At 59.1% G+C, this 15,125-nt stretch carries 18 protein-coding genes; 13 read left to right on the top strand and 5 right to left on the bottom strand.

All coding sequences use genetic code 11. The features are described from left to right. Positions 1 to 51 precede the first annotated feature (51 nt). The 4 genes from WFP78_RS19415 (at position 52) to WFP78_RS19400 (ending at position 3,391) form a co-directional block, all read left to right on the top strand. On the top strand, positions 52 to 798 hold the full coding sequence (locus tag WFP78_RS19415; protein WP_336965950.1) for a cell envelope integrity TolA family protein: 747 nt from the start codon (positions 52 to 54) through the stop codon (positions 796 to 798). A gap of 53 nt (positions 799 to 851) precedes the next feature. Further along, positions 852 to 1,403, top strand: a complete 552-nt coding sequence (locus WFP78_RS19410; protein WP_004211563.1) for an RNA polymerase sigma factor — start codon at positions 852 to 854, stop codon at positions 1,401 to 1,403. Positions 1,404 to 1,423: 20 nt separating this feature from the next. Beyond that, the gene (locus WFP78_RS19405; protein WP_336965947.1) at positions 1,424 to 2,464 is read left to right on the top strand and encodes a FecR family protein; all 1,041 of its coding nucleotides are present in this window, start codon (positions 1,424 to 1,426) and stop codon (positions 2,462 to 2,464) included. Positions 2,465 to 2,581: 117 nt separating this feature from the next. Continuing rightward, positions 2,582 to 3,391: a helix-turn-helix transcriptional regulator gene (locus tag WFP78_RS19400; RefSeq protein WP_275489316.1), complete on the top strand. Its 810-nt coding sequence runs from the start codon at positions 2,582 to 2,584 to the stop codon at positions 3,389 to 3,391. 43 nt (positions 3,392 to 3,434) lie between these two features. Here the strand turns inward: WFP78_RS19400 and WFP78_RS19395 are convergent, their stop codons facing one another. From WFP78_RS19395 to WFP78_RS19385, 3 genes are all read right to left on the bottom strand, one after another. After that, positions 3,435 to 4,268, bottom strand: a complete 834-nt coding sequence (locus WFP78_RS19395; RefSeq protein ID WP_275489317.1) for a 3-deoxy-manno-octulosonate cytidylyltransferase — start codon at positions 4,266 to 4,268, stop codon at positions 3,435 to 3,437. After that, complete coding sequence (locus WFP78_RS19390; RefSeq protein WP_336965944.1) at positions 4,269 to 4,517, bottom strand: CBS domain-containing protein; 249 nt, start codon at positions 4,515 to 4,517, stop codon at positions 4,269 to 4,271. It lies immediately after the preceding gene. A gap of 130 nt (positions 4,518 to 4,647) precedes the next feature. Then, on the bottom strand, positions 4,648 to 5,445 hold the full coding sequence (locus WFP78_RS19385) for a MarR family transcriptional regulator (RefSeq protein ID WP_336965942.1): 798 nt from the start codon (positions 5,443 to 5,445) through the stop codon (positions 4,648 to 4,650). A 49-nt stretch (positions 5,446 to 5,494) separates the two neighbouring features. On the opposite strand from WFP78_RS19385, the gene WFP78_RS19380 reads away from it, so the two are divergent. From WFP78_RS19380 to WFP78_RS19340, 9 genes are all read left to right on the top strand, one after another. Continuing rightward, positions 5,495 to 6,289, top strand: coding sequence for a prepilin peptidase (locus tag WFP78_RS19380; RefSeq protein ID WP_336965940.1), 795 nt, complete (start codon positions 5,495 to 5,497; stop codon positions 6,287 to 6,289). Between the two features lie 423 nt (positions 6,290 to 6,712). Continuing rightward, complete coding sequence (locus tag WFP78_RS19375; RefSeq protein WP_275489321.1) at positions 6,713 to 7,399, top strand: hypothetical protein; 687 nt, start codon at positions 6,713 to 6,715, stop codon at positions 7,397 to 7,399. A 26-nt stretch (positions 7,400 to 7,425) separates the two neighbouring features. Next, positions 7,426 to 7,893: a hypothetical protein gene (locus tag WFP78_RS19370; protein WP_336965937.1), complete on the top strand. Its 468-nt coding sequence runs from the start codon at positions 7,426 to 7,428 to the stop codon at positions 7,891 to 7,893. Positions 7,894 to 8,257: 364 nt separating this feature from the next. After that, the gene (locus tag WFP78_RS19365) at positions 8,258 to 9,817 is read left to right on the top strand and encodes an FAD/NAD(P)-binding protein (RefSeq protein WP_275489323.1); all 1,560 of its coding nucleotides are present in this window, start codon (positions 8,258 to 8,260) and stop codon (positions 9,815 to 9,817) included. After that, positions 9,804 to 10,649, top strand: a complete 846-nt coding sequence (locus WFP78_RS19360) for a hypothetical protein (RefSeq protein WP_336965933.1) — start codon at positions 9,804 to 9,806, stop codon at positions 10,647 to 10,649. The genes WFP78_RS19365 and WFP78_RS19360 overlap by 14 nt, the downstream gene beginning before the upstream one ends. 263 nt (positions 10,650 to 10,912) lie before the next feature. Beyond that, positions 10,913 to 11,416: a hypothetical protein gene (locus tag WFP78_RS19355; protein ID WP_336965932.1), complete on the top strand. Its 504-nt coding sequence runs from the start codon at positions 10,913 to 10,915 to the stop codon at positions 11,414 to 11,416. A 233-nt stretch (positions 11,417 to 11,649) separates the two neighbouring features. Further along, positions 11,650 to 12,876: a DUF3440 domain-containing protein gene (locus WFP78_RS19350; protein WP_336965931.1), complete on the top strand. Its 1,227-nt coding sequence runs from the start codon at positions 11,650 to 11,652 to the stop codon at positions 12,874 to 12,876. Then, positions 12,873 to 13,337, top strand: coding sequence for a hypothetical protein (locus tag WFP78_RS19345; RefSeq protein ID WP_336965930.1), 465 nt, complete (start codon positions 12,873 to 12,875; stop codon positions 13,335 to 13,337). The genes WFP78_RS19350 and WFP78_RS19345 overlap by 4 nt, the downstream gene beginning before the upstream one ends. Continuing rightward, positions 13,303 to 13,932: an IbrB-like domain-containing protein gene (locus WFP78_RS19340; protein ID WP_336965928.1), complete on the top strand. Its 630-nt coding sequence runs from the start codon at positions 13,303 to 13,305 to the stop codon at positions 13,930 to 13,932. The genes WFP78_RS19345 and WFP78_RS19340 overlap by 35 nt, the downstream gene beginning before the upstream one ends. Positions 13,933 to 13,980: 48 nt before the next feature. Here the strand turns inward: WFP78_RS19340 and WFP78_RS19335 are convergent, their stop codons facing one another. Both WFP78_RS19335 and WFP78_RS19330 read right to left on the bottom strand, forming a co-directional pair. Continuing rightward, positions 13,981 to 14,538 (bottom strand): lytic transglycosylase domain-containing protein, encoded by a 558-nt coding sequence (locus WFP78_RS19335; RefSeq protein WP_336965927.1) that lies wholly within the window; start codon positions 14,536 to 14,538, stop codon positions 13,981 to 13,983. After that, entirely contained in the window at positions 14,535 to 15,125 is a 591-nt protein-coding gene (locus tag WFP78_RS19330) for a restriction endonuclease (RefSeq protein ID WP_336965925.1), read from the bottom strand. The genes WFP78_RS19335 and WFP78_RS19330 overlap by 4 nt, the downstream gene beginning before the upstream one ends.

Genomic DNA, 15,125 nt, shown 5'->3' with positions numbered 1-15,125 from the left:
TTTGCTAGGGGAATCCCTAGCGGGATTCCGACACTCATGAGGCATGTCATATTGCAGACGGAAAAAGACGTCTATGAAGCCGCCAACCCGCCTTTCAATTTATGCGAGTCCGCCATGTCCAGCCCCGCCCGAATCGATGTCCTGGGTATCCTGGTTTCGTGCCTGGGACATGCGGCCGTGCTGGGCGGCCTTATCGCGGCCAACTCAAACTCGCCTAAGCCCTCCAAACCAAGTCCGCAACGTGAAACGGCCATGATGGTCGATTTCATTGAACTGAGCGGAAATGGCGAATCGGATCGCTCGGCGAACCGACCGACCTCAACCCCGTCAGAATTGTCTACCGGCCGTGATGCCCGAACGCCTATCGCGGCTGCCACGCCCAAGGAATCTGCCTCGGGAACCATCGCCAGATCGGCGCCCTCCAATAGCGATCGAGCCGCATCGAGGCCCGCGGATGGCGGCGGCATTGAGTCCACCATCAACACCGCAGAACTCAATGAATACCAGCGCTTGCTCTACGAGATCGTTGCTCGCCACAGTCGCTATCCCGGAGAGGCAAAACAGCTTCGTCTAGCCGGAATCACCGCTCTGGCATTTCGGCTCGACAGAAACGGCAACGTCCTGGAAAGCTGGGTGCATCGGAGTTCAGGATCCGCAATGCTCGATAACGCGGCGCTGACCGCCCTTGAGCGATCAAGGCCCCTCCCCCCCATCCCTGCCTCGCTACCTGCCCGCATGGATTTCGTAATCGAGATCGATTCTTCTTTACAGCAGGTCGCTTTCCGGACGGCGAATTGAAGGGGGGCGGTTATTATATTTCAGCCTAAGAAATTGTATCGAGGATCTATTCCGTGACCTCGTCCCCGCGCGAGGCTCTCTTGTCGCTGTTCGTGACGGCATATCCGGAATTGAAGCGCCGACTGACCGGTCGGCTTGGCTCGACGGAGAAAGCGCAGGAAGCGCTACACGATACCTATTTGCGGCTACATCGAGCAGAGATCTCGGATGAAGTACGAAATCCGATTTCGTATCTGCTGACCATCGCGCTGAACACCGCGAGGAATAGCCAGCGAGCCGAGATGAAACACCTCTCCACCGCAGATATCGATCGCCTGATAGATATACCGGACGAAAACCCCGACCAGGACCGTACGGCTCAAGGCCGGTCGGAGCTTGCGGCCGTCGAGCGGGCATTGCAGGAACTACCGCCCCGTCGCCAGGCCATTTTCAGGCGATTCTGGGTGGAATCGGCAACTTACAAGGAACTGGCTTTGGAATACAGCTTGTCAGAACGCTCAATTCGGAACGAACTGCTGCTGGCGAGCAGGCACCTTCACCAGGTGACAGAAGATTTTTCGGTGGCGGCTTTGCAAGAACAGCTAGCCAGAGTGTCCTCTAGATAAGGGAGCGCAAGCATGTCTCGATGCAAAGCGCTCATGATCTCGCAACTGGTTGGCTGTTCAGGATGAGCGGAAGGACGACATGGACCGATGAAGAGCTGGCGCTCCTCCGCCTGGAGGGGCTCGAGCATCTCAATCATCTGCTCTCCGGCAATGCCACCGAGGCGGACGCGGCTGACCTGATTGCGTGGCGTGGCCAAAGTCCGGCGCACGAACTGGCTTTTCGATCGGCCGTCAGGTTGCGCCGGGTCGTGCGCGTTGCCGAAGGTGTTGAGGCCCCCGAAACCATCGGAATTGTCAGCAATGTCGCAAGCCTCGACGCTCAAAGAGAAAAAAAGAAGCATTCAAGGCGCGCCTTTCTCGGTGGCGCCATGGCCGCGTCCGTTGCAGGCGGGCTGTTGCTCGTCGGACGCTCGTTCGACATGATGCCATCGTTCGCCGAACTGAACGCCAAATACCGAACTGGCACCGGCGAGCGCCTTGTGGTGCGCCTCGACGATGGCGCTACGGTCGAACTCAATACCCGCACCAGCATTAATCTCCGCAGCGATCTTGTAATGCCCGCTGTTGAACTCATCAGCGGCGAGGCGGTTGTCACGAGTGGTCGATCGGGGACCGCCGCGTTGGTTGCCGGCAGAGGCACAAGCATCGGCAAGAATGGGCAGTTCAGCGCTCGGCGCACCGACAATGAGATTTGCATCACCTGTTTGTCTGGCGAGGTTGAGGTGGCATGGAACGGTGAGCTCCGCCGATTAGCTGCCTCTCAGGAGGTTCGGTACGATGACCGTGGCATCGGCGCCGTAACCGCACAGGCCAATACGACGGTTCTCACCGCCTGGCGAAACGGCACGCTGATATTCCAGGAGATGCCAATGCGGGAGGTGATCCAGGAGATAAACCGTTACCGCAAGGGTCGGGTGATTCTGGCAAGCGGCGCCTTGGGTGGACGCCGGCTCAATGGGACCTACAATATCGATCGACTGGATGAGTTCTTCGACCAGGCGGAACTGGTCGTAGGCGCCAAGGTGACGCGCCTACCGGGGGACGTGGTCGTTTTGAGTTGAAGTAAGGTCATTATTACTGTTTCATGACGATGAGTCATTGAAATGTAGCATATTTTTCTTGCCAGATTTCTCTCCCGGCGTGTCCTTTAAGTAGGAGCAGCTCCCCGGGGGTCTTTGATGTTCACCAACAAGCTGGCCAGCAATTGCGGCCACGATGCAAAGACCGTGGTGGAAGCGAGTACGCTGTTCCTGCGCCCGGGGAACGCCAACCACCCGGATATCCTTGCAACTTTGAAAGCCAGCCGATCCCTTTCGCGTTTGCGAGACTGGCTGCTGGATTATGCACGTCTGCTTGGTTTTTACGGCGCGCGCTACATCCATGTTGGAAATTTCTGGACCAACGAGCCCGATTCCAGCCCGCATCATCCGCTACGCTTTCTGACAACCTCGGCTCGGGATGCGGATGACGCGGACGATTGGCTTGTCCGTGATCCATGCGCTGCGCAGGTGCGCGCAGCCTTCGCGCCCTTTGCCTACACGACACGAACTAAGGCTGGTCTTGATCCCATCCAACGGATCTGGCTGGAAAATGAGCGAGCCCGCGGCGTGTCTGCCGGCATTATCATTCCCGTTCAGGACAGTATCCAGGGACCTGCCTACATCAGCCTGTTCGGGAACGACGAGGCGGGTTCGCGCGACATGGCCGAACGTTGCGGGCCGGACCTGGCATTCGCCGCGGCGCATTTCCACGCGAAGGCAAAGCAGTTTGTGCCCCTCGCAGATTGGGTCCCTCGCCTCTCTGCCCGAGAGCACCAGGTGCTGCGTCTGGCTTCGATGGGATACACCTACGCACAAAGCGGAGAAGCGCTCGGCCTATCCGAGAAGGCGATCGATTACCATCTTCGGAATGCGTCGGACAAGCTGGGAGCGCAATCCAAGCTGCGGGCTGTTGTCCTGGCTTTCGCGCACGGACTTGCGACAGTGTGAAGCGGTGACAACGGAAAGCGACCTGAGAACAAATCAGGATACTTCAGTGCAGGTGGCGCTCCACTAAGGCAGCTTCGACAGACACGAGATCGGATGGGCAGTCGACCTCCCATACCCCGCCGGGCGGTGTACCGACTTCGATCATACGGATCGGTATTCCTGCGTCCAGGAAGCGTAGTTGCTCCAGGCCTTCGGTTTCCTCGAAGACGGACGGCTCGAGGCCCGGATAGTGCATGAGAGCATCACGGCGATATCCGAAAACACCAACATGGAGATAGACGGGTGGGCGGGCCATGCGCTCAGGTACGAACGGAATGATGCTCCGGGAAAAGTAGAGCGCGTCGAAATTTCTGTCGAAGACGACTGTGGTCGCACGGGAGCGTCCCGCCGTCTCATCAACACGAAGACAATCCGCTGCCACCGGAGAGCAGCGAACCATTGTGGTCGCCACCTCTACGCAAGGCGCGTCATGCATGGTTTGAATCAATGCCTCAACCGCCAATGGCGGAGTGAGTGGTGCGTCGCCCTGGAAGTTCACAATGAGATCGGATTTGATGTCGGCAGCCAACACCGCCTCTGTACACCGCTCGGTTCCGTTGCGACAATCAGAGGAGGTCATTACCACCCGCGCACCGAACTGCTCCGCGGCATCCCGAATGCGAATATCATCGGTGGCGATCCAAATCTCGTCGACGCCGTTTACGCGGTTCGCGGCCTCCCAGCTTCGCAGCAGCAAGCTCTTCGGCGCGCCCGACACACCTCGCAGTTCTGCAAGGGATTTCCCAGGAAATCGTGTCGACCCGAAACGTGCAGGTATGATGATCGCCACACCGCGATCCTCACACGTGAATTCCTTGCCCCCGACTACGCGCAACATTCAGGCAACCCCTTGACGCAAGACATCGTGAATGTGAACAAGCCCGACCACTTGCCCGCCGATCAAGTCCGCCAGCACAAGCAACAAGGTGATCCGGGACTGCGACATAGCACCAAAGGCATCGCGCGCCAGAGCGCCGGATACAAGGGGGCGCGACTGACGGCCCACTGCCATGACCGAGGCGGAATCATCCTCTATCGCACGGGTCACGGACATGATCGCACGTTCCTTTTCCTCGGCCAGCACCACACAAGCATCATAGCCATGAGGCACGCTAATCGATCAGCGAGACCATCAAACTAGGAGAATCCACAGTCAGTTATGGATTATTTGGGTAGCGCTTCCCGAGAATCCCGGAAGATCGGCGCGAGCCGGCTTTTCACAAACCCGCAGTGGGTTTCTGCCGATTGAATAGTTCAAACCAGTCCTTCATCGCGGCGGCCGCTTCGTCAGATAATGCGACATATACGCGACGCTTGTCGTTCTCGTCAGCTCTACGGACAAGTATCCCCTTCTCCGTCAGGTTCTTGATCCAGCGCAGCGCAGTTGTAGCTGGAACAGACGCGGCCATGCAGAGGCTGGAAGTTAGAATCTCGGTCCCGCGCAGGCGTGCTTCCATCAGATCAAGCATCATATCCCAGGCGGGTTCTGCGAACAGATTGTCTTCGAAAAACTCGGTTCGCGCCCGTCGCATACGCAATATGAACTGAATTTCGCTCACAATGCCCGCTTCGACTTCAGAATCTGAGCGCGTCAGGTCGGATTTCTCGGCGGGCATGTCCAGGGTATGGACAGACAAATTTCCATCCACTGGGACGGATCCAAGGCCGCAAGCCGGTGCTATCTCCGGTACGACGAAACTCCCCGAAACGAAAATCTGCTCGTTCAGCGAATCGTGCGCCGGAAAAATCCGGGCATCCGGACAACTACAAGCTGGCGCGATGTCCAAGGGCAAAACGCCGCCCTCCACCGCCGATAAGTGGATGGTCAACATCGTATCTCGGCCAGCGTCCAGCGGCGCTGCCATGCGTGGGGCCGACACAACGAGGAGGCCTGTTTCGCTTATGCACATACGCACACACCATTCCCAGTTGAGCGATTCCACCCTCACCATAAGAGCAGCCGATGCATTGACGGAAGTCAAATACTTCTGAAGAAAATCAACAGAGAGTCCCACGCCGCAAGCATTTCTGTCACGCGCATGTAATATAGAATCAACCATACGAGTGATCAGAGAAACGAAGCTGCCCTACCTGATGATCGACCTTGCACCAGATCTCCGACTGATCGCCGCGCTTGGCCTTGTCGGAGCTCTCGTTGGAAGTTTCATCGCCGCGGCGGTAATACGCTGGGGCACCGGACAACCCATCGTTGTGGACCGCTCGCGTTGCGATCATTGCGCCCGCGTCCTGTCCCCCGCCGAACTCATTCCGCTGCTCAGCGCGATTATCTCTCGGTTTCGATGCCGTACATGCAACGCGCCAATCGACGCGTTGCATTGGCAGATAGAGACGGCCGCATGTCTTGTCGGTATTCTCGCAGGAATGGTCGCCTCAGGTACGCCCGCAGTCGCAGGCGCCATATTCGGATGGCAACTCCTTGCGCTCGGTTCGATCGATCTACGCCACTTCATCCTGCCCAATCTCCTGACGGCGGGCCTTGCCATCACCGGTCTTGCAGCGAGCCTCGTCGGTGCCGGGGTTGGCACGAACGAGAGCCTTGTCGGTGGCCTTGTCGGTTTCCTATCCCTCTGGCTGGTAAAACATGGCTATCGGCGGCTGCGTGGCCGAGATGGACTGGGCGGCGGCGACCCCAAGCTATTCGGCGGGATCGGCTGTTGGCTGGGTTGGCAGACACTGCCTCACATATTGCTAGGAGCCAGCCTGATCGGCCTGATTGCTGCCGTGGCCATCTTCAGAGATGGAGAGGAGCCGCTTTCAAGCCGAAGGTTACCATTTGGCATCTGCCTGGCCGTTGGCGGTTTCACCGTCTGGATCGCCCTCCAAATGGGCCGAATTTGACTGCAAGCTTTGCAGTCTCAGAATCTTTTGTCCGTCCGCGAGCAATCTGGATGATAATTCTTTGCCAAGATTGCTCCGGCGCGTGTCCCACTTAATGAGGCCTGAAAGTTCTTTGCTGAAGGCCTGACGTCTGCGGGCACCACGCTCTTCAAATGCAAGGACATTCATGGGGACAACGAGCACGATAAGCACGCGTGGGCGGTTTATTGCGCTTGCCGAATTTCCGACACGTTCTATGCGATGCAACCCTTTCTCATACAGCAGAATACTCTTAACGGCTAAGCACGGCGGTGTGACGAACCACGGCCCAGGCGGTTACGGACTCAGCGTCACCATATTGTCAATCAAGCGCCATAGAAAACCGGTATGAGCTTACGACATCTGCCTTCATGCGCCGCAATCTTCCTCTCAGCGCTCCCGGTCGTGGCTTTCGCTCAGAGCGGATGGCAGGCCGTGAATGGCGATGGCGCCTGCACGCAGGTCGCTCTGCCTACCGAGACCATGCCCACCATGGTCGGCCTCACGAGCAATGGCGGCCCCATGGTGATGGTGACCTTTGCCTCCAAAGCGATGCCGCAACTCGGCCCGGGCGACAATTATCAGGGGCTGATGCGCTTCGATGAAGGCGAAGCGAAGTCCATTGCGATTGTGCAGCGCCCCGACAATGAAACGGTGATGGTGGCAATGATGCTGCGTGCCGAGCATCTCGACGTCCTCGCGCGCTCACAGTCGATCCATGTGCGCCTCGATGGTCGTCGCCTGACCGATGTTGCGCCACCGGGGCGGGCTCAGGCCGTCGCGGCACTGCGCACCTGCCTTGCCGCACTCTCCAAAGGAGGAAGCGCAGCAGCCCGTCCCTCGCGCCCGCCGTCAGCGCCACGCAGTTCGACAGATGAGGCCCTTGCCGCCGCTGCTGCTGCCGGCGATCACGCCGCGCGTGGAGAGCCGCGCTCTGCACCCCGGCAAAGCGCGCAGGCGCCCGGCACTTATCCGCAGGGCGATGCCGACAGGCTTCTCATGATGATGCGCATGAACAATCGGCTGATGAACAACGGCGGCGACATGGCCGATCCGTCCATGGGCGCAGTGATGCACGGACTGGAATATTGAGCATGAAATCGAATGTCGCACGGGGCGTGCTTGGCCTGCTTCTCGGCGCCCTGATCGCCACGCCCGCGGCGGCACAACAGCTTCAATCGTGGCGGATCACCAGCACCCAAGGCACCTGCGGGGTGCAGACGACGATGGATATGCAGCGGATTCCGACCGCTGGATTGGGTATCTTTGCCGAACGGCGCGATCGTTTCCAGATCATGATGAGCGGCAATATGTCCTCCGACTCCCCGCCGAAAACCGGCGAAGTCGTGTTCGCCGGGAGGCGGGCACCCATATTGGACATTCAATTCGTGCGCGTGCCGAGCCGCAATTCGCTGCTGGACGACACCTTCCGCCTCATCGTCCATCTCGACACTGAATATCTTCAGGATGTGGCTAAGTCGCAAAGCTTTCTGATCCGCCTCGACGGCAGTGATTTCGCGCCTTTCACGCTATCCGAACGCGGACAAGTCGTCGCCTATATGGCCCGATGCATGGCGCAGATGTAAGATTGCGCCGCTACCGAGCGCCTGCCAGGCCAACATGGTCTGAAGCAACGCTGATTTTCTGGACGGGCTGTCATACTGCACCCGACTTGAAGGACCTATACGGGAATGCGGCAAGACACTAAGCCTGAAGAGCTGAGCGCATTGCCGCCACCATCCGACACAATCTCGCTCTCCGCGTCCCCTTGCCTCCTTCCCCCCGCGCTTTCAGGCTCAGTTTCAGAATCTTTTAGCCGTCCGCAAGCCATCTGGATGATAATTTTTTGCCAAGAATGCTCCGGCGCGTGTCCCACTTAATGAGGCCTGAAAGCTCTTTGCCGAAAGCCTGACGTTTCGGGCACCACGCTCTTCAAATGCAAGGACATTCATGGGGGACAACGAGCACGATAAGCGGGCGTGGGCGGTTTATTGCGCTTGCCGGATTTCCGACACGCTCTACGCGATGAATCCCTTCCTCACACAGCAAAATTTCTACTCCCAGCAGCTACGCGCCCTTGCGCTCGTGTCCGTTATCGCCGGAAAGCGACTTCTGCCCGGCCGGCGAAATGTTTGCATCGTGGGCGCCGGTGTTGCAGGCAGAACGCTCGCAGCCGGCTTTACGAGTGTCGGGGCAAGCGTCAGGCTGATTGAAGCCCGAACGACGCCGTTCGAGCAATATCGGGACGCTACCCATCGGGAGCTTCATCCGAACATCATATTCTGGCCGAAGCAGCAACCAACGCCGGCGACCGCCCTGCCCTTTCTGAACTGGGCGCAGTCTCAGGCTGATATGGTAGTCGAGGACATCCTCGATGAATGGCAACGCGGCTTTGGCCCAAAGGTCGATCTGGTCCACGACAAAGTCATCCGGCTGCATCAAACTGCCAGTGGCGTTTTGCTCGAACTGCAGAGTGGTGCAAATGTCGAGGCGGATATCGCCGTCCTCGCCACGGGCTTCAAGACAGAGCGCAGTTTGGGCCCGCTGAAATCGCCGAGCTACTGGTCGCCCAACGCCATTGCCGATGATGGGCAGGCCGTTCTTGTCAGCGGCACAGGTGATGGTGGTCTCATCGACGTGCTCTCCCCCATATTGGGCACCAAGGTCACGCGCGCCGCCCATATGCTGGCTGTCGCATTGACGGATAGTGAAGTCAGACACGATATCCTGGAAGTCGAGGCCGAGCGCGCGCTGCATCGGATCGCGGGAACGGGCGACAGCACTGACCCATGCGAGTTCTATCGCAAGGTGGTTTTCAGCCACGAGACACAGGGGAAGTTGTCATCGTTTGCCGGAGCGCAAGACCGTCCCTCCAATCGTAAGATCACGCTCCTGTACCGGTCGACCAGCCCCTATTCATTCACCGCTGCCCCTATAAACAAGCTGCTGCTCGCCTACTTCAGCAACGGAACAAGGCGATATGTGACAGCCGTCAAAGGGGAGCTCGAAGTCGAGGAGGATCAATGCAAGATGATACCCGACAACGACATCTGTGCGCCCGTTGATCCTCCATCTGAATTCGATCGCGTCATCGTTCGCCATGGCGCAGAGCCGGCGGCGGCCGACCTGTTGACCGCCACGGAGCTCGCCGGGCTTCGGGATAAGGCGATCGAGCATTCCGCCGCAGCCGATGTGAGCGACTACGACAGGGACGTGTTTCGCTGGACGAACGACGGCATGGGAAAGTCGGGCGTTTCTCTCGAAACTCTGCCGCGAATGGTACGAAAGACGTTACTCCATATCGGCCGGGCTTATGGGCTGGATTTCCAGACCACTATCATTGTGGACGACTGCTTTACCAACGGCCGTCCGATCAAGGTTGTCCTTGATGCCGAGGATAGACGCAAAGCTGAACAGTTGCGCCTGTTCCCGCTCCGTGTAGGCCCGGCGTCTGTCCAGGTCGCTCCCGTCAACATCCATCGCAACAGGCCTCCCAATGACGAAGCGTAGCGGTCTTTCAGAACCTAGCCGGGTCGCCAACAACGCCCTCCGGCTCGGCACCATCATCAAGATCGGCATCGTCGGAGACGGCGATGCTCGCATGATGATTTCCGCCATTTTCACACGCGAAGACTGTGAGGATGATAGTCTCTATCTTCTTCTGACGGCACACTCGCATCTGCTGCCGAGCGCCGAGGAAGTCTCGTGCACATTGATCCGGGGCCCTGGGAAACAGCGGCTCGCGCTGGGTGCGATGGTCCCACCTGATAGAGTCCTGGGTCCAGAGAGTTCCAAGCTCGGCTTCCACGTCCTTCGCCTCGATGCGACCCCGCTATTCGAGAAACCCAGAGAGACCGCCAAACCCCTCGCGACAGTCCGCAACTTCCGTGAGGGGATCTGGAGCGATGGCCTGTTTCATGTTCGACGATTGAACGATCCCACCTGGACGGATCCCGATTTCAGGGATGACGTCGGCGGAGGCTCAAGTCGAACGAACCGCCAACTGTCGAGGCCGGTAATCAATCGTAAGGGGCGGGTCGCCGGTGACCTGGACGAGGTTCGCATCCCCGATCTCGGCACGACGCTCTACTATTCCTACTGCGGCCTCGTCACCCGCGGCCGCAATCGCCCGCTCGCAGAACCTCAGGCGCTGGGCGCGCCAGTCATTTCCGAATCCGGCGCGCTGTCCGCGATCATCGTTGGCGCGGCCGATCAGGAAACGCTCGTCTTCCCGGTGGAGGAGTTGCGTAGAGGCCGGCCGATCGAGTTCGTAACGCTTGGAGAGGATTGGCCGAAAGTCAAAATCGCCAACTCACCCCGCACGGTGAACAATTCCAGCTGAAAGCATTTTTGACTCCACCTTTCAGGAGATGCCGATTGCTGAGACGGATATCCGACGATTGAGAGTTGGTTTTGCTCTTGTTTCAGCACGGATCGACGTCCTTCAGGTCAAGCGACCCCTTCATACAATCAGCACCATGTCTCGGGTCCCCCCGTCCCGCATGTAGATCCTGAGAATCCCCAACCGTCTTGTCCGTGCAACATCGCTCCCCTAAATGTCTGACGGTCAACCAGAAACAGGGGGTTGTATAAAAGGAAACCACCTTGTCCCGAGTTACGGCCGCCTTCCCTGACCCTGTTTCCCCGGAATCCATCGTTGTTGATGCCGCGCGCTGTTGGCGAGAAGCAGTAGACCGGCATCGCCCGATCCTGCCCACGCTCTTTGCAAGACTCGAAGTGCGCGACGCCGGCTTTCTGGCTCCCGCTATTGCAGCGCTCCTGTCGATTCTCGAAGCATGGTCGGGACGCCGTTTTCGGGCTGCGCACGAAAATGCTGCGGCGCTCACCGGCGACGAGCAAGCGCTTCTTGGTCTGCTCGAGACTGCTACCCCACCCCCTTGCCCGCATGTCTCGCAACCAAGCCTGACGAAGCTGCTCCGGATCGCGCTTCGCTCGACGCGGATCCTGCTGCAGTATGTGCTTGGTCGGGATATTGAAGCGAGCGGCAGCCCCGCCGGAGATCAACCAGTCTTGCTTGGTTGTTCCGCTGCCGAAGCCGGGCCGTTACCCGAAATGCGCGAAGGGGAAATGGCTCAAGGCCGTATCTGACCAGCGGTCCTGCTCCCAGCCGATTGATGCCTTCCTCGCAACCAGTCGCCGCCCATCGGCGACACGTCCGACATGGTGCGGATCATGTTAGGGATTCTCCTAGTGCCGAGGAGGCCCGGACGATCTACAGTGTCCGGCACTCACCACACTGGGTGGTCTGTGAGGAACGCGACGCATACGGTATTGATCGCCATTCTGTGTAGCGCGGATCCGGCAGGAGACGAACGACACGCATGGCAGGCAAAACCTATCATGAGACAAATGTCTATGAGGCCGCGAAGGCACGGATGCGTCTCGTGTTCAGTCATTTCGAGCGCGTGTGCGTGGCTTTTTCCGGCGGCAAGGACAGTTCGGTCACGCTTCATCTGGCGCTGGAGGTCGCTCACGAGCTGGGACGCACTCCGGTCGATGTTCTCTTCGTAGATCTCGAAGGGCAGTATCAGTTCACTATCGACCATGTGATCGAGATGTTCGACCGTGACGATGTCCGGCCATGGTGGATTTGCCTGCCAATCAACCTGCGAAATGCCTCCAGCCTGGAGGAACCCTATTGGTGTTCTTGGGAACCGGAGCGCGAAGCAGACTGGATTCGCCCGATGCCGGAGCATCGCTCGGTTATCCGCGATCAAAGCTATTTCCCGTTCTACAAATACCGCATGGAATTCGAGGAGTTCATACCCGCGTTCAACGAGTGGCTCGCGGACGGGATTCCCACGGCTTTTCTGGTAGGCATTCGCTCGGATGAATCGCTGAACCGTTATCTGGCCGTCAAACGTCGCGCCCGCGTCAAGAAAAGCGCCTGGCGCTCGCCCCGGACAGGCGTCCCGGTGCAGTGGAGCGCCCGTGACCTTGCCGGGGGCGACGCCGTCACCTTCTTTCCGATCTATGATTGGAAATTCGATGATCTCTGGCGCTATGTCGCGGACCGGGGATGCGCCTATAATCGTCTCTACGACCAGATGCACAAGGCAGGCGTTGCCTTTTCCCAGATGCGGATCTGCCAGCCTTATGGTGACGATCAGCGCAAGGGTCTCGATCTCTTTCATCAACTGGAGCCGGAAACCTGGTTCCGGGTCGTCAAGCGCGTTGCTGGTGCGAACTACGCCGCCCGCTACAGCCGCCAGCGCTTTCTGGGCTACCGGGGCGGCCTCGGTCTGCCCCCGACTTTCGCGACCTGGCGGCAATATAGTGATTTCCTGCTCAAGAGCATGCCGGAGACCTTACGCAGCGTGTATGAGCGCCGTATCCAGCGTTTTATCGACTGGTGGGCTGTTCACGGCTATCCGCTGTCCTCCTGGCCGGACGTGGGCGATCCAAAACTCGAGAACCGCAAACAGCAGCCATCATGGCGCCGCGTCGCACTATCGCTCCTCAAGCAGGACATGGCGCGCTCGCTCTCGTTCGGATTTGCACGGCGTGATATCGACACTCTGGCTCTGACGCACCGCGGTAGTCGATGATCACCCTCGACAACTTTGAAATCACCGAGATGCGCTCTGAAGACGATGAGGCCGCCTTTTTTTCAGTCATGGGACGCTTCTTCGCCAGCGCGACTGTTCGGAAGGACTGCGGCGGCTATCCGCTCAACGATGGCGCCGGCTATCGGTGGTTCGTCGTGCGCCGCACGCCAAGCTCAGAGATCCTCGGCTTCGTTGGTATCGAGCAACAAGCGGGAATTTTCCGAATTCGCTACGGCTATGTCTGTCCCGATGTGCGCGGCCATGGCCTGTTTCGTGCTTTACGCACGGCCGTGCTGGCCTGCATCGATGACCATGGCGCCGAAAGCTGGGCGACCGTGCCGCAAACATGCGTCGAGCAACTCGCACGCTATGGCTTCATCACCCATTCCACCCGGGGGTCCTGGGTAACATTGAGAAGGAACGCGCATGCCGCAGGTCGCGCTAATCGTGCAGCAGGCTGAAGCCCTGTTTTGCGAATTGGAAAAGCTGCCGCTCGCACGACGGGTTGAAGCGCTCAACCAGCTGCGACGCCAGCTCCATACGCATAGCCCGTTCGCCGACCAACCCGTCGATTGCGTGCAATGGGTTCCGGCCGAAACGGTCGAAGGCAACGACTACAACCCGAATACCGTAGCGCCACCCGAAATGGCATTGCTGGAGCGGTCGATCGATGCAGACGGCTTCACACAGCCTATCGTTTCCCATGTGGAAGACGATCACCACATCGTCGTGGATGGCTTTCACCGCCAGCGGGTCGGCAAATCCAAACGCATCCGCGAACGCATTCATGGCTATTTGCCGATCGTTTCGATCCGACTAGCGCAGGCGGGAAGAGCTGAGCGCATCGCCGCGACTATCCGGCACAATCGCGCTCGCGGCGTCCACGCGGTTCCATCCATGACCGATATTGTCGTCGCCTTGCTGCGTGCAGGATGGAGCGAAAAGGATGTCGAGCGCAATCTTGGCATGGACGCCGACGAGGTTGTCCGTTTCAAGCAGGTTTCCGGCTTACCCGAGCTGTTCCGCGACCATGAATATTCTCGTTCATGGGAGTGAATTCAAAGAGCGAATGCCTGCTGCCTCTCACCACGCCTCCCCGTCCACCTACCTCCTTCCCTCCGCGCTTTCAGGCTCAAACACGTTTGGGCCAAACCTGGCGCGCATGTGACCGGCCACCTTTTCTGCATAGGCCAGTTGCCTCCAGGCAGTGGGACTATGGTAGACGCCGACCGCTTTCCAATAATTGCCGGTCGATCTCAGCCCGGACAGGAAGATCCAGCGCGCCGCTTCGGCATTGAAGCATGCATCGTATCGCAACCAATGCCTGACATGATGTTCGGGCTTGCCGACCAGCCGGGCAATGCGCGGCACCCACCAGCTGTTGATTTGCAACGGCCCCAGATCATGGGTGCCATTGGTATTGGCAACCTCAGCCCCCAGCCAGCCGGCTTCTTGCTCGCGCAGGCCCCAGAGCGTCTTCTCAAGCCACCCATGGCCGCGTGCGGCGATACGGATGCAGCGGGCAATCTCCAGTGCCTCACCGGAAGAACTCCGCTTTGCCGATGCGGGAGCGGAGATGAGCGCTCCGCAGAGCATCGCCACTATCGCAATCGTCAGTTTGGGATGCGGTGGGCGGCCGACGCAGGAGTTACGCATCCTCATAACGGCGCCCGATCGCGCAATTCGGTACGGTCATTACCAACGCTGCGGAGCGGTGGGAAACCGCCGGGCTGGAAAGGCGCTCCCGTCAGCAGGGCGAGCAATCGCTGCCCCGACACGATCTCAATTCCGTCGGCACCAAGGGCAACCGTGCGGCTGATCCCACCGGTGCGGCCAGTGTGGATGAACATACCCCGTCGCCTTCTGGTGGCGCAGAGCATGGCGAAGTCACGGACATGCTCTGGACGGATGGTTTCGCGATAGCGTTTCGCCTGGATCAGCCAGCGCTCACCATCAATGACGACTTCACCATCGACGCCGCCGTCGCCGGTGTAGCGGTGATTGCGGATCACACGATGTCCACGCTGCTCGAAGGCTTCGAGCAACAATTCCTCGAACGCCAGTGGGTCCATCGCCCGAAGCCGAGCATAATGCAGCCCGGCTGGCTGGTCACGATCGGGACCACGCAACTGCTCGCACATGGTTCGCGCCTGACGGCGGCGCCAGCGATGGCGAATGGGGATACGGTAGTGCCTGAGCAGAAATGCCAGTAACAGAGCGAAAAGCACCGCGAGCAGAACGAAGTCCAT

It is taken from the genome of Sphingobium aquiterrae, assembly GCF_037154135.1.
In the GTDB taxonomy this organism is placed as follows: domain Bacteria; phylum Pseudomonadota; class Alphaproteobacteria; order Sphingomonadales; family Sphingomonadaceae; genus Sphingobium; species Sphingobium aquiterrae.
The sequence above is the reverse complement of the archived record's forward strand: the minus strand, read 5'-3'. Positions and strand labels throughout refer to the sequence as shown.

What these genes read in the sequence shown, in the direction of transcription:
- WFP78_RS19405 (WP_336965947.1), top strand. Translation starts at nt 1,424, where the DNA reads ATGCAAAGCGCTCATGATCTCGCAACTGGTTGGCTGTTCAGGATGAGC.
- WFP78_RS19400 (WP_275489316.1), top strand. Translation starts at nt 2,582, where the DNA reads ATGTTCACCAACAAGCTGGCCAGCAATTGCGGCCACGATGCAAAGACC.
- WFP78_RS19395 (WP_275489317.1), bottom strand. Translation starts at nt 4,268, where the DNA reads ATGTTGCGCGTAGTCGGGGGCAAGGAATTCACGTGTGAGGATCGCGGT.
- WFP78_RS19365 (WP_275489323.1), top strand. Translation starts at nt 8,258, where the DNA reads ATGGGGGACAACGAGCACGATAAGCGGGCGTGGGCGGTTTATTGCGCT.
- WFP78_RS19360 (WP_336965933.1), top strand. Translation starts at nt 9,804, where the DNA reads ATGACGAAGCGTAGCGGTCTTTCAGAACCTAGCCGGGTCGCCAACAAC.
- WFP78_RS19350 (WP_336965931.1), top strand. Translation starts at nt 11,650, where the DNA reads ATGGCAGGCAAAACCTATCATGAGACAAATGTCTATGAGGCCGCGAAG.
- WFP78_RS19345 (WP_336965930.1), top strand. Translation starts at nt 12,873, where the DNA reads ATGATCACCCTCGACAACTTTGAAATCACCGAGATGCGCTCTGAAGAC.
- WFP78_RS19340 (WP_336965928.1), top strand. Translation starts at nt 13,303, where the DNA reads ATGCCGCAGGTCGCGCTAATCGTGCAGCAGGCTGAAGCCCTGTTTTGC.
- WFP78_RS19335 (WP_336965927.1), bottom strand. Translation starts at nt 14,538, where the DNA reads ATGAGGATGCGTAACTCCTGCGTCGGCCGCCCACCGCATCCCAAACTG.
- WFP78_RS19330 (WP_336965925.1), bottom strand. Translation starts at nt 15,125, where the DNA reads ATGGACTTCGTTCTGCTCGCGGTGCTTTTCGCTCTGTTACTGGCATTT.